Below are 15,175 nucleotides of genomic sequence, written 5' to 3'. Positions count from 1 at the left end.
AAAGAGCTAGCAAGCATCCGTTTATTTCTCGTGATCAAACGTTCAAGATCCACATAAAACCAATAAAGACAAAGAATAACACATACATGATCGGTGAGACTTCTTTACCACGTTTGGCCGCAATCATTGTGATTGGATAGAAAATGAAACCTAGCGCGATCCCGTCAGAAATACTATAAGTCAAAGGCATGCCTAATAAAATCAGAAAAGAAGGAATCGCGATTTCCATTTCATGCCATTTGATTTCTTTTAGTGATTGCGCCATCAGTACTCCGACAACAATCAATGCTGGTGCTGTAACCTGAGAGGTCACTACTGATAAAAGCGGAGAAAAGAATAGACCAAACAAAAAGAAAATACCTGTGGTCACAGCTGTTAGTCCAGAACGACCGCCGACAGCGATCCCTGCTGAAGATTCCACATATGCGCCTACTGGAGAAGTTCCTAGTAATGATCCTGCCAACATCGCTGTCGAATCAGACGCTAATGCTTTCCCCACTCGAGGCATCTTATTGTCTTTCATGAAACCTGCTTGATTGGCTAAACCAACTAACGTACCGGCAGTATCAAAGAAAGTGACTAGTAAGAATGTTAGGACAACGACCCACATTTGCAATGTGTTGATGTCACCGATATGCTTCAATGCGACTAAAAAAGTCGACGACATACTAGGTGCTGCCGAAACGATCGAACTCGGTGCGTGGATCAAACCTGTCACTAAACCGAGAATGGTCGTCGCTGCCATCCCAATGAAAATCCCGCCAGGTACTCGACGAACCATCAACACAGCCGTAATGACCAAGCCAAAGATCGTTAACCATGTCGTACCTACACTCAATGATCCTAAGGCAACTAATGTTGAATCGTCGGAAACAATGATCCCACCTTCACTAAGACCAAGGAAAGCAATGAACAAGCCTATCCCACCAGAAATAGCATATTTCAAGTCGGAAGGAATCACATCAATGATCATTTCACGAAGTTTAAAAATCGTGATTGCAATAAAAATCAGCGAAGCGACAAAAACACCGGCTAGTGCCGTTTGCCAAGGCACACCCATCCCGATACAGACTGAATAAGAAAAGAACGCGTTGATTCCTAACGCAGGAGCTGTCGCAATCGGGTATTTTGCCAAGACTCCCATCAAAATACATCCGAGGGCACTTGCTAATGCTGTGGCTGTAAAGACCGCTCCCTCATCCATACCAGAAGCACCAAGGACCGTTGGATTGACAAAAAGAATATAGGCCATTGAAATAAATGTCGTGAATCCAGCCAAGAGTTCCCGCTTGATGGTCGTGTTGAGCTCATCAAGCCCAAAATAAGAGTGAAGCACATTTTTCATTTTTTGAATCCTCCATTATTCAGATAGGCGCGATTATTTTCTCTCTGAATCCTTAATAAAACAACGAAATCAATGATATACCAACTTTTCCTCCAAGTAAATAAACTTTTCTAAAAATTTCAGAACTATTTTCATTTTCATTTAAGATGCTAAAACCGCTTATTTCCCATACACAGTGCCTCATACTCGTTATGCTTCGATTGTACCACTTGAATAGTAAAAACAAAAAAAGTCTGTACTGTCAGAAACAAAAATAGGCAGCCAAAGAACGATCATCTTTTCCGAAGAAAAGCCAATCCTACCTGACAGAAAGATCCTATCAGGATTTCTTTTGCTGACCTATTGGTTAAACTGTTTTTGTGAATGATCAATCCACAAAATTTTGCTCTTCCTCAATCAAAATCTTTAATTGTTCTGCTGTCGTTCGTTTCATTGACAACGGCGGCAACTCTTCCAACGTAAAAAAGCCACTGGCAGAGGTTTCACTGTTCGTCACAAAAGAGCCTTCTTTGATCGAACAGGCAAAAACTAATTTATAATATTGAAACAATTGTGGAATGTCTTTGCGCAGATTAGTATCAAATACTGCACAAAGTTTGTCAACTTCAACAATTAATCCTGTCTCTTCCAACACTTCTTTTATAACGTTTTCTTTGGGTGAGAAACCGACTTCTGCATAGCCACCCGGTAAAGACCACTCTTTTGTATGAATGTATTCCACTAATAAGACTTTGTTATCCTGACGAATCAATGCTCGAACATCAACTTTTGGTGTTGGATACCCCTCATTGGCATCTAGCACAAGTTTAAGCGTATCGGTTGTTTCTTTCGTCGATCGGCTCATCAATTCCACTAGAATTTCTTTCATTTCGACATAACGCTCTTGATCATAAATATCCTTGCCATAATAGATCCCAGCATCAGCGATTGCTAGCAATCGCTGATACTTCTCAAAAATCTCCTGCATCTGCTCCCCTCGCTTTGTGCTCTGTCATTCTCTCTTTATGATAAAGCAAATTCTGGCAGATAGAAAGCCAGACAGCACTAATTTCTAAAGTCAGCTGGCATTGTTCAACAAGCAATCATTCTTTGCGATAGATCATACTTTGCTGGATTTGCTTTAACGCAAAATCCATGAGAAAAATCAATCCCATAGCCAATAAACTACCGATCAATGTTCCCGAGAAACGCCAAGGAATCAGATGGAGTGGTACAAAACTACTGCCGATAGTCATCAAAAGCAGCACTTGCGGATTGGTAAAGAAGTTGGCGATCGTATAATTGACAGGCATGAAATATTCCGTCAATACATTCAATACAATCAAAATAGCAGCTTTTGCTTCTAATGGTAAATCCAGTGCCATGAGTAAGAAACCTAATAAGAGCCCAACTATTCCTCCTAGCACACGACCGATTGTTCTTTTTTTGATGTTTTCCATATGTTCGCCAGCGAGTACCGCGGCTGCAGAAATCAAGATCCAATAACCATTGCTTGCTCTCAACAGATATCCACTATAAGTAGCAATAAATAAAATCATCGAAAAATGCATCGCTTTTAGGATCATTTCCGGTTGGTGGTAAAGAGCGACATAATACTTATCTTTGAGAGAAAGCTGCTGAAAGCGATCTTTGGGTAAATGAAAAGGCAGCCTTTCTGCAGCAGAGATCAGCAACCCAGCCGCCAGAGAACCTACGATTCCATAAAGAAGATAGGAGCTTTGATGAAGAATCGCCAGTAAAGCAGCTGTCACATTCTGTGTTTGATGGTGAAAATTGAATCCCGTTGCGTAGAGCATCAGTACAAAGAAATAATCTGGTTTTGGCAAGCGGTAGATTTTGGAAAGTAAAAAAGCCGTGAAGGATAAGCAGCCGATGATAAACGGTGCACTCCAAGGAATCAATGAAGTAATCGCCCCTAAAATAAAGGCACTCAACAATGCAAAACCGTGGATCAGGATTGCTTTTAAATTGTAACTGAAGGAACGGTGCTGAAAAGCCAAATAAGAAAAAGCTCCCATGGCTCCAACAGAACAAATCATGGGGTCTTTGGAAAGAATCCCAGTAATCAAAGGAACGCCCATTGCGATGCCAGAGCCCAATGGACGTGATAGTTTGGTAGTTAAATTCATGACATTCCTCCTCTAGCCCCTATTGGGAGCGACATCTTTTATAAGTGGTTGTTTGGGAAAAAATTAGTATGTAAATGATCAGAAGAAAGCAAGATCTTCAATGAAAAACACGGCATAACTGATGAAGCAAGCTATAGAAGATGGAAGATTTTTAACAATGGAAAAACAAGCAGCGACTTTCTAGCAGAGAGGCAACGGCCTCTCTATCAATTATAGGAATGAAAATCGAAATATGCAAATTTTTCAAGAAAGTTTCGTGAATCACTTGATCTCAATTAATCTATCAGAAAAGATGGTGCACTCTCATTGCCGTCAATTATACGGTTCAAGTGATATAAAAAAGATCAAAACTATTCTGGAGCAAACAAGAAGTTGCACTCAGTTAGTTTTGATCGAATCATTTTATTCCTCTATCTCCTTTAGGATAGGAAAAATTTAGTCCTCTTTTATTTTACAGATGCACTAGAAACAGCATCGACTACGACAGCCTCTGACGCACCAGTTGTCGTAGCTGACTCTGCGTTATCTTCATGGACAGAAGCACTGGTAACAGCATCTGAGTTCTCGTGAACAGAAGCGCTAGAGACAGCATCTTCGTTTCCCACCAATTTTTGGCCGGTTTGTTGCAGATACCATTCAATGATTGGTTTGAAATCTAGAATATACTCGTTGATACCTGCATATTCGCCATTTTCATCATGCATGGCTTGGTAATTGTGGACGATGTATTTCTCTGGAACCTGTTTTGGTACATGAACCCGAACAGCATCTGTAGCGCCGCTGCGCAATTGTTGGATCACCCATTCCACATTTTTATATGATTTTTCAGGGTGACAGTTAGCTAATGGATTGCCCACCTGACCGGGAACACGAGCTGCCAACATTTCATGGGCTTCTTGACGCAAGTTATAATACAAGAATTGATTATTGCTATCCGCAAAGGTCAACTCCATCGGCATTGAATCTAAAAAGTAATTGATTTGATCGACGGTCAATAATCCACGATTTAACTGAACATAAGTATTTCCAGAAACGGCCCCTACTGCTTCTGCAGCTTTCTCAAGCCATTGATCATCAGACATATCAACGCCTTCCACCGTTGTAGCGATCTTCCCAGTCGCATGTAAATCTTCTGGTGGCAATTGTTTAGGTCCAGCTAATGCAGAGACTACGTTAATAAATTTGACGAAGCTTGCTAACGTGCTGCCTAAAAAATCAATTGTTCGTTGATCGATCAGATTCCCATCTTCATCAAAAGCTTCTTTTGACTTTCCTAGTAAAAACTCATTCCCCGGCATCACAAGTGCATTGACTCCTGGGGCATCCAAGATTTGACGCAAATGCAACTGTGATCTGGAAGTTCCTTGATCATAATACGAAGCACCCACGACCATTACTGGCTTATTTTCAAGAGGATGAATCTTAAATGAAAGCCATTCCAAGACACTTTTCAGGCCTGCTGGTACTGTATGATTGTGCTCTGGTGTAGCAATGATTACGCCATCGGCTAAAATGATTTTTCGATTTAGTTGCTGGATCTCTGGACTGTTCGTTTGATCATCATCTTGATTGAATAATGGCAAATCTTTGATTTCGACCAGTTCCAAAGTAAAAAGTTCGGTGAATTGTTTTTTGATGAATGTTAATAATTTTCGATTGGTTGAAACTTCTGCTGTTGATCCGACGATACCGATTAATTTCATCTTTTCTATCTCCTATCGCAATTAAATGGTTTCCCAAGAAAAATTTTCTGCTTCACGTTTATTGGCTTGATGGGCATGTTGTAACTGACTTGTGATCGTCACAAACAAGAGAAAATCACTGAATAGTTCCCGCAATTTTGTTACTTGCTCTTCATCTTTCAGGCGTCCTTGTTCATCAAAAGCTTGCAATGAGTGCCCCAAAAGAAATTCTGAACTTGGCATGATCCGTGCTTTTAATTCCGGTGAATCTAAAATCTGCCGCAAATGAGCCTGTGCTCTGGAAGACCCTAGTGTGCCATACGACGCCCCTGTGATCATAACGGGCTTATCAACAAAAGGAAAAATACCATAAGAAAGCCAATTCAAGGCATTGATCAGCGAAGCTGGAACGGCGTGGTCATATTCTGGGGTACTGATGATCACGCCATCAGCAGCTTCAATTTTTTCTGCAATCCTTCTGACTGCTTCCGGCAACTCATGGTCTTCCGGCTTATTGAATAAAGGAAGACCGGCGATTTCGACAAGTTCGATCTCCGCTTCACTAGCAAAAAAGTTTTTCATGAAGTTTAACAAATCGCGATTCGTTGATCGTGATGAGTTGGTTCCTACTAAGCCTATAAATTTCATTTTTTATTCTTCCTTTCCAAAATAATTTTCTTTGATCCCTGACGTGTGGCAGACCCGATTCTCCCTTGTGACAAAGATTCCTTCGATTACGGTCTGAGCTTTCAATTGATCCACCACTTGAACAATCGGTTTACCAAATAAACGAGTTGTCCAGATTTCTCCTTCCAACGATGACTTAGAAACAATGGTCAGACTCGCTAAGTCACTTTTGGTTGGAAAGCCTGTTTTTGGATCAATGATGTGATGATAAACGGATGCTCCTTGCTGTAAATAGCGTTCATAGATACCAGAAGTCACAAGAGAGGCATTCTTGACTTTGATGATCTCCAATGATTGCTGCCTTGTTCCTTGGGGGTCTCTGATACCGATACGCCAAAAACCATCCTGATGTTTAGGAGACGCGCCATAGGTCACGATATTACCGCCTAAATTGATCAAAGCATAAACAGCATGGTTCTGATGACAGTACATTCGTAATTTATCAGCAATGTAGCCCTTAGCTAATGAACCGAGGTCTAGCAGCATTCCCTGTTTTTCCAAGAAGACACTTTGCTCTTCCTCATTCAGACGAATTTGTTGCGGGTCTGTCAATGGCAATAGTGCAGTTACTTCTGAGGGTGTGAGGACTTTTGCATCCGTAAATCCGATCCGCCATCTTTGGACAAGAGGACCAATCGCAATATTCAAGTGACTGTCTGCTGCACAACTATGATATTTGCCGATTTTGATCAGCTCATAAAGTTCTGGATCGACGACCACAGGATGTTGACCAGCTGCGTGATTCACCGCCATCAATTCTGAGTGGGGATCGTTTGCGCTAAATCGTGTTTCATATTCATGCAGCAGGCGTTCTAATTCTGATAGTAACCACATTGGATCGTTATGGGCAACTTGTAATGTGATGGTTGTACCCATTCTATGAATGACCCTTGTTTCTTCTCGAAAAAAGTTTTCACCCATTTGTATCCCTTCTTTGATTCCAAAAATCAAACGACTCGCTAGCGAACCATCATTTTTGTTAGTATTTTCACAATCAGAGAATACTCCTTTAAAACATTTTTGTCAATATCATTATATATTTTTTTATATAAAAAGCCGCGCTAATCTTATATAAAAAAAAGAACAACCTTCGATCTTTCGTTGCTAGATCAAAGGTTGTTCCCTATAAAACGGATCAAAAATAACGACTCATTTTCATTTGCTTTAGTCATGCATCATTATAGCTGTTTTTTCATCTGATTTAACTCATTGATCAACAGCCGATTTTTGTTGATTTTTGCAAACGCAAGTGCATCTTGTATCAATTCTAGAATGACAGAAGCTGGTTCGCCGGCAGCTTGGGCATTTTTGGACAACTGTGCAGCTGCACGGGCCAGATAATAGGTCAAATGATTCTCTGAGCAAATGGCGATCGCATAATTTAATAGTGCGTTGCTGGTTTCAAGATCATTCGTTTGCGCGTAAAAAACCCCGCAATGGAAAACGATATTCAAAACGCGCCAGATGTCTTCCGTTGTTTGGATGGGATACGTATAAATTTCGCTAAATACTTTATCGAAATATACTTCCGCTTTTTCCAACTCAGCTTCACGCGCATAAGCGATGCCGATCCCCGTGTAGGCCAGCAGTTGAAATACTGTGTCGGTCGTCTTTGACATCAGCAATTGATCAAAATGGAACAAGACATCCGTGAACGGCGCCTGGTTAAAAACCATCTCGAATCCTTTAAGATAATAATAACGAGCTCTTAAATCGGCGTCTTTGATCGTTTTGGGATCGATTTTCTCCAAAATTTGAGCCAATTGTTCAAATTCACTGGTAATCAGCGAAAATTCAGCTTTTTCTAGTTGTTCATCTAGTTGTGAATTCACCACATTGATTGAAGAAAAAAGATCCACTAAAGGCAGATTGATTCGATTGCATAACTTGATCAATATTTTCAAGGAAGGGACTTGTCCATTATTTTCAAACCTGCTCAGAGTTGCTTGTGTGCAAATACCCTCTGAAAGTTCTTTTTGTGACATCCCAGCAGCCTTTCGTGCTGCAATAAATTTCTCTACATTCAATTGCCTTTCCCCTCTCTGCTTCAACAATGGCAGCCATTCAGTATCGATATGATTTTAGCATGTTTTTTTGAAAACAGGCACCCTCTTTTGATTTTATTTTTCCCTTGTGAAGGGGAAGACTCTATGGAACAATCACTTTTCTGAGAAATCGCCTTTTACAACAGCCCGCTGGGTTTGATAGATTCCTATCTCTTTTCCTGTACGTATCTCGGCTAGCTTTGTTTCGATCATTTTCATAATTTTGTTCAAGTTTTGAGGGTCTGCTACAAAATCTAGTTCATCCCCATCGATCTGCATTTTCGGACAGACATCAAAATTTTCATACCAAGCATCATACCGTTCGTTCAACAATTTGTAGTAATCATACAAACTTGGATCATTTGCCACCTGTTCATACGAACGTCCTCGCTTACCGATCCGATCGATCATAGTCTCCAAAGAAACTTTGATGTGGATCATCAAGTCTGGTTGTTTCATTGGGGCGGAGTCTTCCAACTCACGCAGCATCGTGTTCAATAAATTGTCGTATTGCTCGACTTCCATTGGTGAGATCCTTCCAAGATCTGCATTCAAATGAAACATCATGCTGTCTTCATAAATCGAACGGTCGATCACATTGTCATCGTGAGACAAGGCTTCCCGCATTGCAAGAAAACTTTTATTCAAAAAAAAGATTTGCAACAAAAAAGCATATCTTTCTGGATTTGAGTAGAACAATGGTAACACATCGTTGTCCTCAACATTTTCATAAAATGGTTTTGAAGCCATTTCCTTCGATAAAAAATCGGTCAAACTACTTTTACCTGCTCCAATCGTTCCTGCTATCAATAACACATGCATCCATCCTTCTTACTAAAATATCGTTGAGCCATCCTTGTCTCGCTTTTTGTCTCACTGATAAACCTAACACTGAAGCTGATTCAAAACGTAGGCGTATCTTTACATGGCATTTGGTTAGCAGCAAAATACTCATAAAAGACCTTGTTTACTGATTTCTCTTTGATAACAAAAGATTTCTCGCGACTAATGTCTCAGTGGCAACCTCTCTAGTGTATCAAATCCAGCACGTATTACAAGATTGAAGGTCCTTTTTCCAATAACGGGCACTCTTCTGCTAACAGGTTGTCGTCTAAACTCGTGCGTTTCTCAGAGTCGTAATGGCGGATTCTTTATGCTTGTTTGCCTCACTTCGACACAAATCCCTGCTAAACGATTATGACAAAAACAGCGCTCCTTCCAAACTTCAAGATCCATTTTACCTAATCTTTAAAAAAAGTAAATACAATATATAGTGAACAGAGTGTAAGAAAAAGATTAAAAAATACTATATATTGTGAAGTAATGGTATCTAAAGGAAGGAAATATTCAGTCACTGCAGCTGATTTTGTTATTCATTTTTTCCCCCAAAAAAACACAACACCTGCTCTCCTATCAGAAAAAAGAGCAGGTGTTGTGTTTAAAATGTTGCTATTCCACTTCAATGGATCAGCAATCAGTCGTTTTTGTCCCCTTGAATCAAAAAACAAACTCTAGCTAGGATATATCCTTTGTGTCAGTGAACTGATTTCAGCCCCTTTCCACTAAAGAATATCTTTCCATGATCCTTAACGTAAGATTTCGATCGTTTTCTCGATTTTAACCGTTACACGACCGTTCTTGATCACATAAACCCGTTCGGGAATATCAATCAATGCATTGCTTTTCGACTTTGTATCTAACAATACAAGATCGGCTTTTTTACCAACAGCTAATCCATAATCAGCTAGTTTCAACGCTTTCGCCGTGTTGGTAGTGATCATCGGTAAAACCGTCGGCAAGTCGGCAGCCCCACCTAAGTGGGCAACTGGAACAGCTAGCATCGCAATCTGAATCAAGTCCCCATTCCCATAAGGTGTGAAGGCATTGCGGATGTTGTTGCTTCCTAAGCAGATATTTACACCACCATCTCTTAATTTGCGAATCGGAGTGACTGCACGACGCACATTATAAGGATCGTTTCTCGCCCCTAAATGAAGATCGGTGGCAGGCAATGGCATGACATTGATTTGTGCTTCCGCCATCAATGAGATGACTTCTGCTAATTTTTCAGGCGGCATCGCATGCAACGCGGTCAAATGACCTACGGAGACACGCCCGTGATAGCCTTCTTTAATGGTCTTCTCACACAGATAAACAATTGATGTCTCATCCGCTTCATCGGCGAAATCTTGATGGAGATCAATGTCTTTATCAAACTGTTTGGCAATCGTAAAAACCAAATCAATATGCTCATTGGCTGGTGCATCATTATAAGGAATTCCCCCTACAACGTCGGCACCTTTTTCCATTGCTTCGATCATCATCTTATCAGTACCAGGCGCCTTGAAGATTCCTTCTTGGGGAAATGCGACAACTTGCATATCAATCAAATCCTTGTATTCTTCTTTTAATCGCATGATTGTATCAAAGCCCGTAAATCCTTGGGCTGGATCAAACTCTGCATGAGTCCGCACAGCTGTCGTACCATGAATGATCAGCATCTCAAGTGCTTGTTTTGCCCGTTGGTATATGTCTTCCTCTGTGAAAGTTGGCTTTAATTTTGCAGTAACCGCGATAGCTTCTTGCAGTGTGCCGGAATTGTTGGGTTCACGGTCAGCGATCAATGCTTTATCCAAATGAATATGGCTTTCTACAAGACCGGGAATCAGCACTCGTCCATTGGCTTCGATGGTCTCATTTGCAACTGTTTCGATGGATGGTGCGATCTCGACGATTTTGCCAGCAGTAATGCCAACGTCTTTTAACTCTTCTCCATCCTCGATTCTTGCTTGTTTAATTAGTAGATCCATTTCTTTTCCTCCCTCTTACTTACCCAAAAATCAAACCAATGAACAACAATATAATTGAAGCAAGACTTAGCCATTTCACATTTCCTTTGACCACATCCAAAATGGGGATTTGGAATCCAGAAGATAATGCTTGCATCGTGATGTTGACGAAACTCATTTGACTGCCTAAGCCCACGCCCATTGTGACAAAACCTAAAGCAATCGGTGGGAATCCTAGGGAAACGGCGACTGGCAAAACAAGTGTCAACACTGAGCCCACATACGCTCCGGCAGGAATGCCAATCAAGACTCCGGTTAAAATCGCCACAGGTACTACAACAAATTCCGGTGCATTTTGAGCTACCCCAGCAATGACGGCAAACGTTCCTGTTTGCGCAATGATATTGATGAATGCCAAGAAGATTCCCACTTGAAAAAGACGAGTCAGAATATACGTTGATCCATCTACCATTGCTTCCACCGATTGATTCATTGAAAAATCAGTACATAAGTAAATCAATGCTAATGTGATCACCATATAAACAAGCGGTGTGAAGAAAACAAAACCAATCAACTCATTGACTAGCGGGCCGAATATAACTGCAAAAAGCAAGAAAATCGCTGGTAATGTGATTTTGAACAACTCGCCATTACTTTTTGTTTCATATTCATTTTCTGCAGAAGCTTTAAAGCCGATGTGACGGCGCTTCGTTCCCCAAAAAGCCAAAGCGATAGCTAACACGACAAACAACAACCAAAAAGGACGCATCTCAACAACATAAGAAGAAACGCTAAAGCCGCCCAGTTTGGAAACAATACTTGATTCTAAGGAGGCAGGAGAAGTTGTAAATGAAACAGCTGCCGCTAGCGACATGGCTGCAATCAATTCTGGAACCACTCCCACTGCTGCAAAGGCCAGTGGTGCGATCACCATTGCACTGCCGCCGCCAATTCCAGACATATAAGTAGCTGCTGCAAGCAAAATGACAATAAATGCAGAAACATATTCTACCTTGCCTTTTGTTCCTCGTTTAGCCAAAGTCAAAGCTGCCGTATAGCTTCCCGCTTTGAAAACAGCCATTGCCACAGCAGAATTGATGATGGGGACAGTGATACTCAACATCGTTGGCACAGCTTCCAGCAGTTGCGTATTGGCTTCTGCTAAACTGATCCCTCCGATGATCATTGCTAGTATACCAGCAACCAGTCCAGCAATGATCATATCTACCTTTCTAAATAAAAGAACTAAAACCAAGACCAATGGAACTAAAACCAAAATAGCTTTAAATCCTGTTGGTGCAACGATTTGGTCAATTGCTTCTTCAGCATGTACAGCAATGCCATAAAACATTCCTACAAACATAGCAGCAAGCAAAAAAACCCATTTTTTAAATGTTTTCATTTTTCCACGTCCTTTTTTGGATAAAAATAAATGCATTGAAAAAAACGAATGATTCAGTCTATTACGTAACTAGCTAAATAGGTTATTCCATTTAGAGAAACTCAAACGGGGCCTGCTTTCTCCTTTCTATAAAACAATTACTGCCGATTACCTATTGAAATCAAAATGAGATCACTCTTAAAAAACTACCCCTTTCACTACTTGCTATTCAGCTACAAGTTCTCTGAGCCACTCCTCCCTAAGAATCATTCCCTGCACTGTCCACTACTAATAAACGGCCACAAGATGCCGTTGGTGAATCCTTTGAAGTTGTCGGACATACAAATACACCGCTTTTTTGTGGGAATGATTCTTCCTTTTCTCCTTTTCTGCCTATCTTCCTGTTTTCTATTTTACGCGAATGTGAATCCGCTTTCTTTAGACGTTATTCTAAAAAAAACGATCTTTTTTTAGCCGATTGTCTAAATCATTTGCATCAAAGTGAAACAAAAGCGGCTGTTCTGCCTATTCTGACCAGCCGCTTTTATCAATTATCTGGTTCCACTGAAGAATCGCTTGATCCGCTGATAGACCAGCAATTGTTTGCGGGCACGTTGAATCCGGCGATACCGATGAGGATTTTTTTGGTAAAACCCTTGATGGTAATTCTCGGCTGGCCAGAAAGTCGTGGCTGGTCTAATCTCTGTGATGATTGGTTTTGCATAATGACCTGACCTTTGCAGCTGTTCTTTTGACGCTTCAGCAATCGCTTGTTGCTGCGGATCTCCGACAAAAATGATTGGTCGGTACTGCTTTCCCCGATCTTGAAACTGTCCACCAGCATCTGTGGGATTCGTCAACTGCCAATACAATGAGACTAGCTCCTCATACGTAATCAACCGATTGTCAAAAATGATTTCCACTGCTTCTACATGTCCGCTTAACCCGCTACTGACTTGATCGTACGTGGGATGCGGGATATTCCCGCCGGTATATCCTGAAAGAACAGAAGTGATCCCTATTTTCTGTTCAAAAGGCTCCACCATACACCAAAAACAACCCCCCGCAAAAATGGCTGTTTCTTGATGACTCCAGTCAGTGATTTGATGTGTCTTTGTTTTTTGAGTTGTTTGAGTTGTTTCTATCCCTCTTAACTGATCATAAAAATCCTGTAAATCCGGTGTCAAGTTGCCTCGAAGTGCCAATGGTCGCAAAGCAGCTTCCAACTCTGATAGGACATTTTTTTGTTCTTGTCCGGATTCTAACCGATCTCGGGCTGCCAACAACTGGGATCGTTCCCAATCTCTTGTCCCTGGATTGATGATCAAATTGTAAAGCTGACTTAATCGTTCCTCGTCCATCCTTCTCATCCTCTCTGCCAGCAAAACTTTGAAGTGTTCCATCCTCTTGCAATTACTTGAAATGATTTATATGCAAATTACCATATTTCCTTCATCTGGCCTACTGATTCGCTTTCTGACCAAAGAAAAAATTCTCTAAATGACAAAAAAACCGAACAAATAGCGGTACAGACCATCAACATAGGAGGGTCTGAAATTCCTGTAGAACAGAAATCAGCTATCGTTCAGTTCGAGGTATTTTGCTGTTTGGTTATCTTAAGAGCATTGTTTATCTTGTTAGTGAAAAATACAATGGACTTAATTCTTCTAATGCTTCAGTCGTCAATCTCTCAACATCTTCGATGCTCTCTGATGGAAACCAAAGTTTGCCGATTTGAAAACTGCGTCCTTGCAGCTTTTCTTCAAGTTGTCTTTGTTTTTGCGGCTCTGAGAGGTATACAGCTAATGGGCAATGATCTTCTAGTTCATGTTCCACCTGTGGCCAAATATAATAATCAGCCAAATTTTTGTCTTTGCTCCATTCTTCAATCTGCCAGCGTAAGTCATTATAGGCTGCTAAACTCCCTGAACGTTGGCCACTTTTGTAATGTTGGAACATGAAATAGACTTGATATTGCTTTTGATTGATCAATGCAGCTAGGCAGGCATTTTGATTCGGATGTGCCTCATTCCGATAAGCACACCAAAAATGACTGCGCAAATTCCAACCATTCGTCCAACTCTCAACTTTCGGTTGAAGGTCTGCTGATACATTGGTTGCGACAGTCATTTGGATATGTTTCCATTTTTGCCAGCTCATCTGATAATCCTCTTTCAACCGCTGAATTGTTTCTGGTGGGTAGATGTCTTTGAGTTGTTTAAAGGCAAATACCTCACGATCGAATAAATCAAAATCTGCCTTAGCAAATTCCATAATGTCACCTTACTTTTAAGCTCTATTTTTTAGTGGTAGTAAACAGCATCTAGGAACAATCCTTGGGAAGGCACTGTCTCTCCGGCTGCTTTTCGGACTTGATTCGTAAATATCTCATCGATCGCCGAAATGTCCATTGTACCCGCACCAATCTCTAAAATCGTCCCGGTGATGATCCGTACCATTTTATAAAGAAAGCCATCTCCTTTAAAGCGAAAACGCAGCATATCTCCTTCTCTTGTGAGTGAGAGTTCCTCGATTGTACGAGTAGTGGATTTTTTGGTCTTTTTTAATGCAGAAAAGCCAATAAAATCATGAGTGCCAATAAACTTCTCACAAGCTGCTTGCATTTTGTCCCAATCAAGCTCTTGCGGACAATGAAAACTCCGATGACGTTCAAATACGGTTGGAATCGGACTATTCCAAACATAATAACTGTATTGTTTGCCGGTCGCATTGTAACGGGCATGGAACCGTTCAGAGGCTTCTGCGACCTCTTTGATGACGATGTCTTGAGGTAGGTAGCGATTCAGGAATTGCAACATTTTTTCGGGGGACAAATCGCTTGCTGTCTTGAAATTGGCTACTTGTCCTCTCGCATGCGTCCCTGCATCTGTACGTCCAGACCCGATGATTTCGATTTTTTCATTTGTCATTTGTGTCAAAATACTTTCAATTTTCTCTTGGATCGTTCGATCAGAATCGCCTAAACGTTGCCACCCCAGATAGCGCTTGCCATCATATTCAATCGTAAGTTTAATATTTCTCATTTATTTTAATTGCTCCTGTCATCAATGATTTACCCAAAAAAACGGGTTCCCTTGCTTATCATAAGGGAACCCG

The 15,175-nt window shown here is 40.9% G+C and carries 13 protein-coding genes; all 13 read right to left on the bottom strand.

What is annotated here, in order from left to right; translation table 11 throughout:
* Nucleotides 1-34: 34 nt before the first annotated feature.
* Nucleotides 35-1,345 carry an NCS2 family permease gene (locus IGJ28_RS14905; RefSeq protein WP_252711496.1) on the bottom strand — a complete coding sequence of 437 codons (1,311 nt, stop codon included), beginning with the start codon at nt 1,343-1,345 and terminating at the stop codon, nt 35-37.
* A 367-nt stretch (nt 1,346-1,712) separates the two neighbouring features.
* Nucleotides 1,713-2,312 carry an NUDIX hydrolase N-terminal domain-containing protein gene (locus IGJ28_RS14900; protein WP_252711497.1) on the bottom strand — a complete coding sequence of 200 codons (600 nt, stop codon included), beginning with the start codon at nt 2,310-2,312 and terminating at the stop codon, nt 1,713-1,715.
* Nucleotides 2,313-2,427: 115 nt separating this feature from the next.
* The gene (locus IGJ28_RS14895) at nt 2,428-3,474 is read right to left on the bottom strand and encodes an FUSC family protein (RefSeq protein WP_252711498.1); all 1,047 of its coding nucleotides are present in this window, start codon (nt 3,472-3,474) and stop codon (nt 2,428-2,430) included.
* Between the two features lie 446 nt (nt 3,475-3,920).
* A complete protein-coding gene (locus IGJ28_RS14890; protein ID WP_003125869.1) occupies nt 3,921-5,177 on the bottom strand; it encodes an NAD(P)H-dependent oxidoreductase in 1,257 nt (418 codons plus the stop codon).
* A gap of 21 nt (nt 5,178-5,198) precedes the next feature.
* Nucleotides 5,199-5,804, bottom strand: coding sequence for an NADPH-dependent FMN reductase (locus IGJ28_RS14885; protein WP_021150173.1), 606 nt, complete (start codon nt 5,802-5,804; stop codon nt 5,199-5,201).
* A 3-nt stretch (nt 5,805-5,807) separates the two neighbouring features.
* Nucleotides 5,808-6,764 carry an FAD:protein FMN transferase gene (locus IGJ28_RS14880; RefSeq protein WP_252711499.1) on the bottom strand — a complete coding sequence of 319 codons (957 nt, stop codon included), beginning with the start codon at nt 6,762-6,764 and terminating at the stop codon, nt 5,808-5,810.
* Nucleotides 6,765-7,021: 257 nt separating this feature from the next.
* Entirely contained in the window at nt 7,022-7,870 is an 849-nt protein-coding gene (locus IGJ28_RS14875) for a helix-turn-helix domain-containing protein (RefSeq protein ID WP_252711500.1), read from the bottom strand.
* Nucleotides 7,871-8,002: 132 nt separating this feature from the next.
* Nucleotides 8,003-8,710 carry a deoxynucleoside kinase gene (locus tag IGJ28_RS14870; RefSeq protein WP_170081327.1) on the bottom strand — a complete coding sequence of 236 codons (708 nt, stop codon included), beginning with the start codon at nt 8,708-8,710 and terminating at the stop codon, nt 8,003-8,005.
* Between the two features lie 764 nt (nt 8,711-9,474).
* The gene (locus tag IGJ28_RS14865) at nt 9,475-10,698 is read right to left on the bottom strand and encodes an amidohydrolase family protein (protein ID WP_252711501.1); all 1,224 of its coding nucleotides are present in this window, start codon (nt 10,696-10,698) and stop codon (nt 9,475-9,477) included.
* Nucleotides 10,699-10,717: 19 nt separating this feature from the next.
* Nucleotides 10,718-12,028 carry a citrate transporter gene (locus tag IGJ28_RS14860; protein WP_369915129.1) on the bottom strand — a complete coding sequence of 437 codons (1,311 nt, stop codon included), beginning with the start codon at nt 12,026-12,028 and terminating at the stop codon, nt 10,718-10,720.
* Nucleotides 12,029-12,609: 581 nt separating this feature from the next.
* On the bottom strand, nt 12,610-13,428 hold the full coding sequence (gene msrA / locus IGJ28_RS14855; RefSeq protein ID WP_436796720.1) for a peptide-methionine (S)-S-oxide reductase MsrA: 819 nt from the start codon (nt 13,426-13,428) through the stop codon (nt 12,610-12,612).
* A 259-nt stretch (nt 13,429-13,687) separates the two neighbouring features.
* Nucleotides 13,688-14,332 carry a glucose-6-phosphate 1-dehydrogenase family protein gene (locus tag IGJ28_RS14850; protein WP_081131530.1) on the bottom strand — a complete coding sequence of 215 codons (645 nt, stop codon included), beginning with the start codon at nt 14,330-14,332 and terminating at the stop codon, nt 13,688-13,690.
* A 29-nt stretch (nt 14,333-14,361) separates the two neighbouring features.
* Nucleotides 14,362-15,102, bottom strand: a complete 741-nt coding sequence (truA, locus tag IGJ28_RS14845; protein WP_003125859.1) for a tRNA pseudouridine(38-40) synthase TruA — start codon at nt 15,100-15,102, stop codon at nt 14,362-14,364.
* Nucleotides 15,103-15,175: the final 73 nt, after the last annotated feature.

This window comes from Enterococcus sp. AZ091 (assembly GCF_051714805.1).
Taxonomy (GTDB): Bacteria; Bacillota; Bacilli; order Lactobacillales; family Enterococcaceae; genus Enterococcus_D; species Enterococcus_D gallinarum.
Note: the sequence above shows the minus strand (reverse complement) of the source record. Positions and strands in the feature narration are given on the sequence as shown.

What these genes read in the sequence shown, in the direction of transcription:
- IGJ28_RS14905 (WP_252711496.1), bottom strand. Translation starts at nt 1,345, where the DNA reads ATGAAAAATGTGCTTCACTCTTATTTTGGGCTTGATGAGCTCAACACG.
- IGJ28_RS14865 (WP_252711501.1), bottom strand. Translation starts at nt 10,698, where the DNA reads ATGGATCTACTAATTAAACAAGCAAGAATCGAGGATGGAGAAGAGTTA.
- IGJ28_RS14885 (WP_021150173.1), bottom strand. Translation starts at nt 5,804, where the DNA reads ATGAAATTTATAGGCTTAGTAGGAACCAACTCATCACGATCAACGAAT.
- IGJ28_RS14890 (WP_003125869.1), bottom strand. Translation starts at nt 5,177, where the DNA reads ATGAAATTAATCGGTATCGTCGGATCAACAGCAGAAGTTTCAACCAAT.
- IGJ28_RS14900 (WP_252711497.1), bottom strand. Translation starts at nt 2,312, where the DNA reads ATGCAGGAGATTTTTGAGAAGTATCAGCGATTGCTAGCAATCGCTGAT.
- msrA (WP_436796720.1), bottom strand. Translation starts at nt 13,428, where the DNA reads ATGAGAAGGATGGACGAGGAACGATTAAGTCAGCTTTACAATTTGATC.
- IGJ28_RS14870 (WP_170081327.1), bottom strand. Translation starts at nt 8,710, where the DNA reads ATGCATGTGTTATTGATAGCAGGAACGATTGGAGCAGGTAAAAGTAGT.
- IGJ28_RS14880 (WP_252711499.1), bottom strand. Translation starts at nt 6,764, where the DNA reads ATGGGTGAAAACTTTTTTCGAGAAGAAACAAGGGTCATTCATAGAATG.
- IGJ28_RS14895 (WP_252711498.1), bottom strand. Translation starts at nt 3,474, where the DNA reads ATGAATTTAACTACCAAACTATCACGTCCATTGGGCTCTGGCATCGCA.
- IGJ28_RS14860 (WP_369915129.1), bottom strand. Translation starts at nt 12,028, where the DNA reads ATGTTTTATGGCATTGCTGTACATGCTGAAGAAGCAATTGACCAAATC.
- truA (WP_003125859.1), bottom strand. Translation starts at nt 15,102, where the DNA reads ATGAGAAATATTAAACTTACGATTGAATATGATGGCAAGCGCTATCTG.
- IGJ28_RS14850 (WP_081131530.1), bottom strand. Translation starts at nt 14,332, where the DNA reads ATGGAATTTGCTAAGGCAGATTTTGATTTATTCGATCGTGAGGTATTT.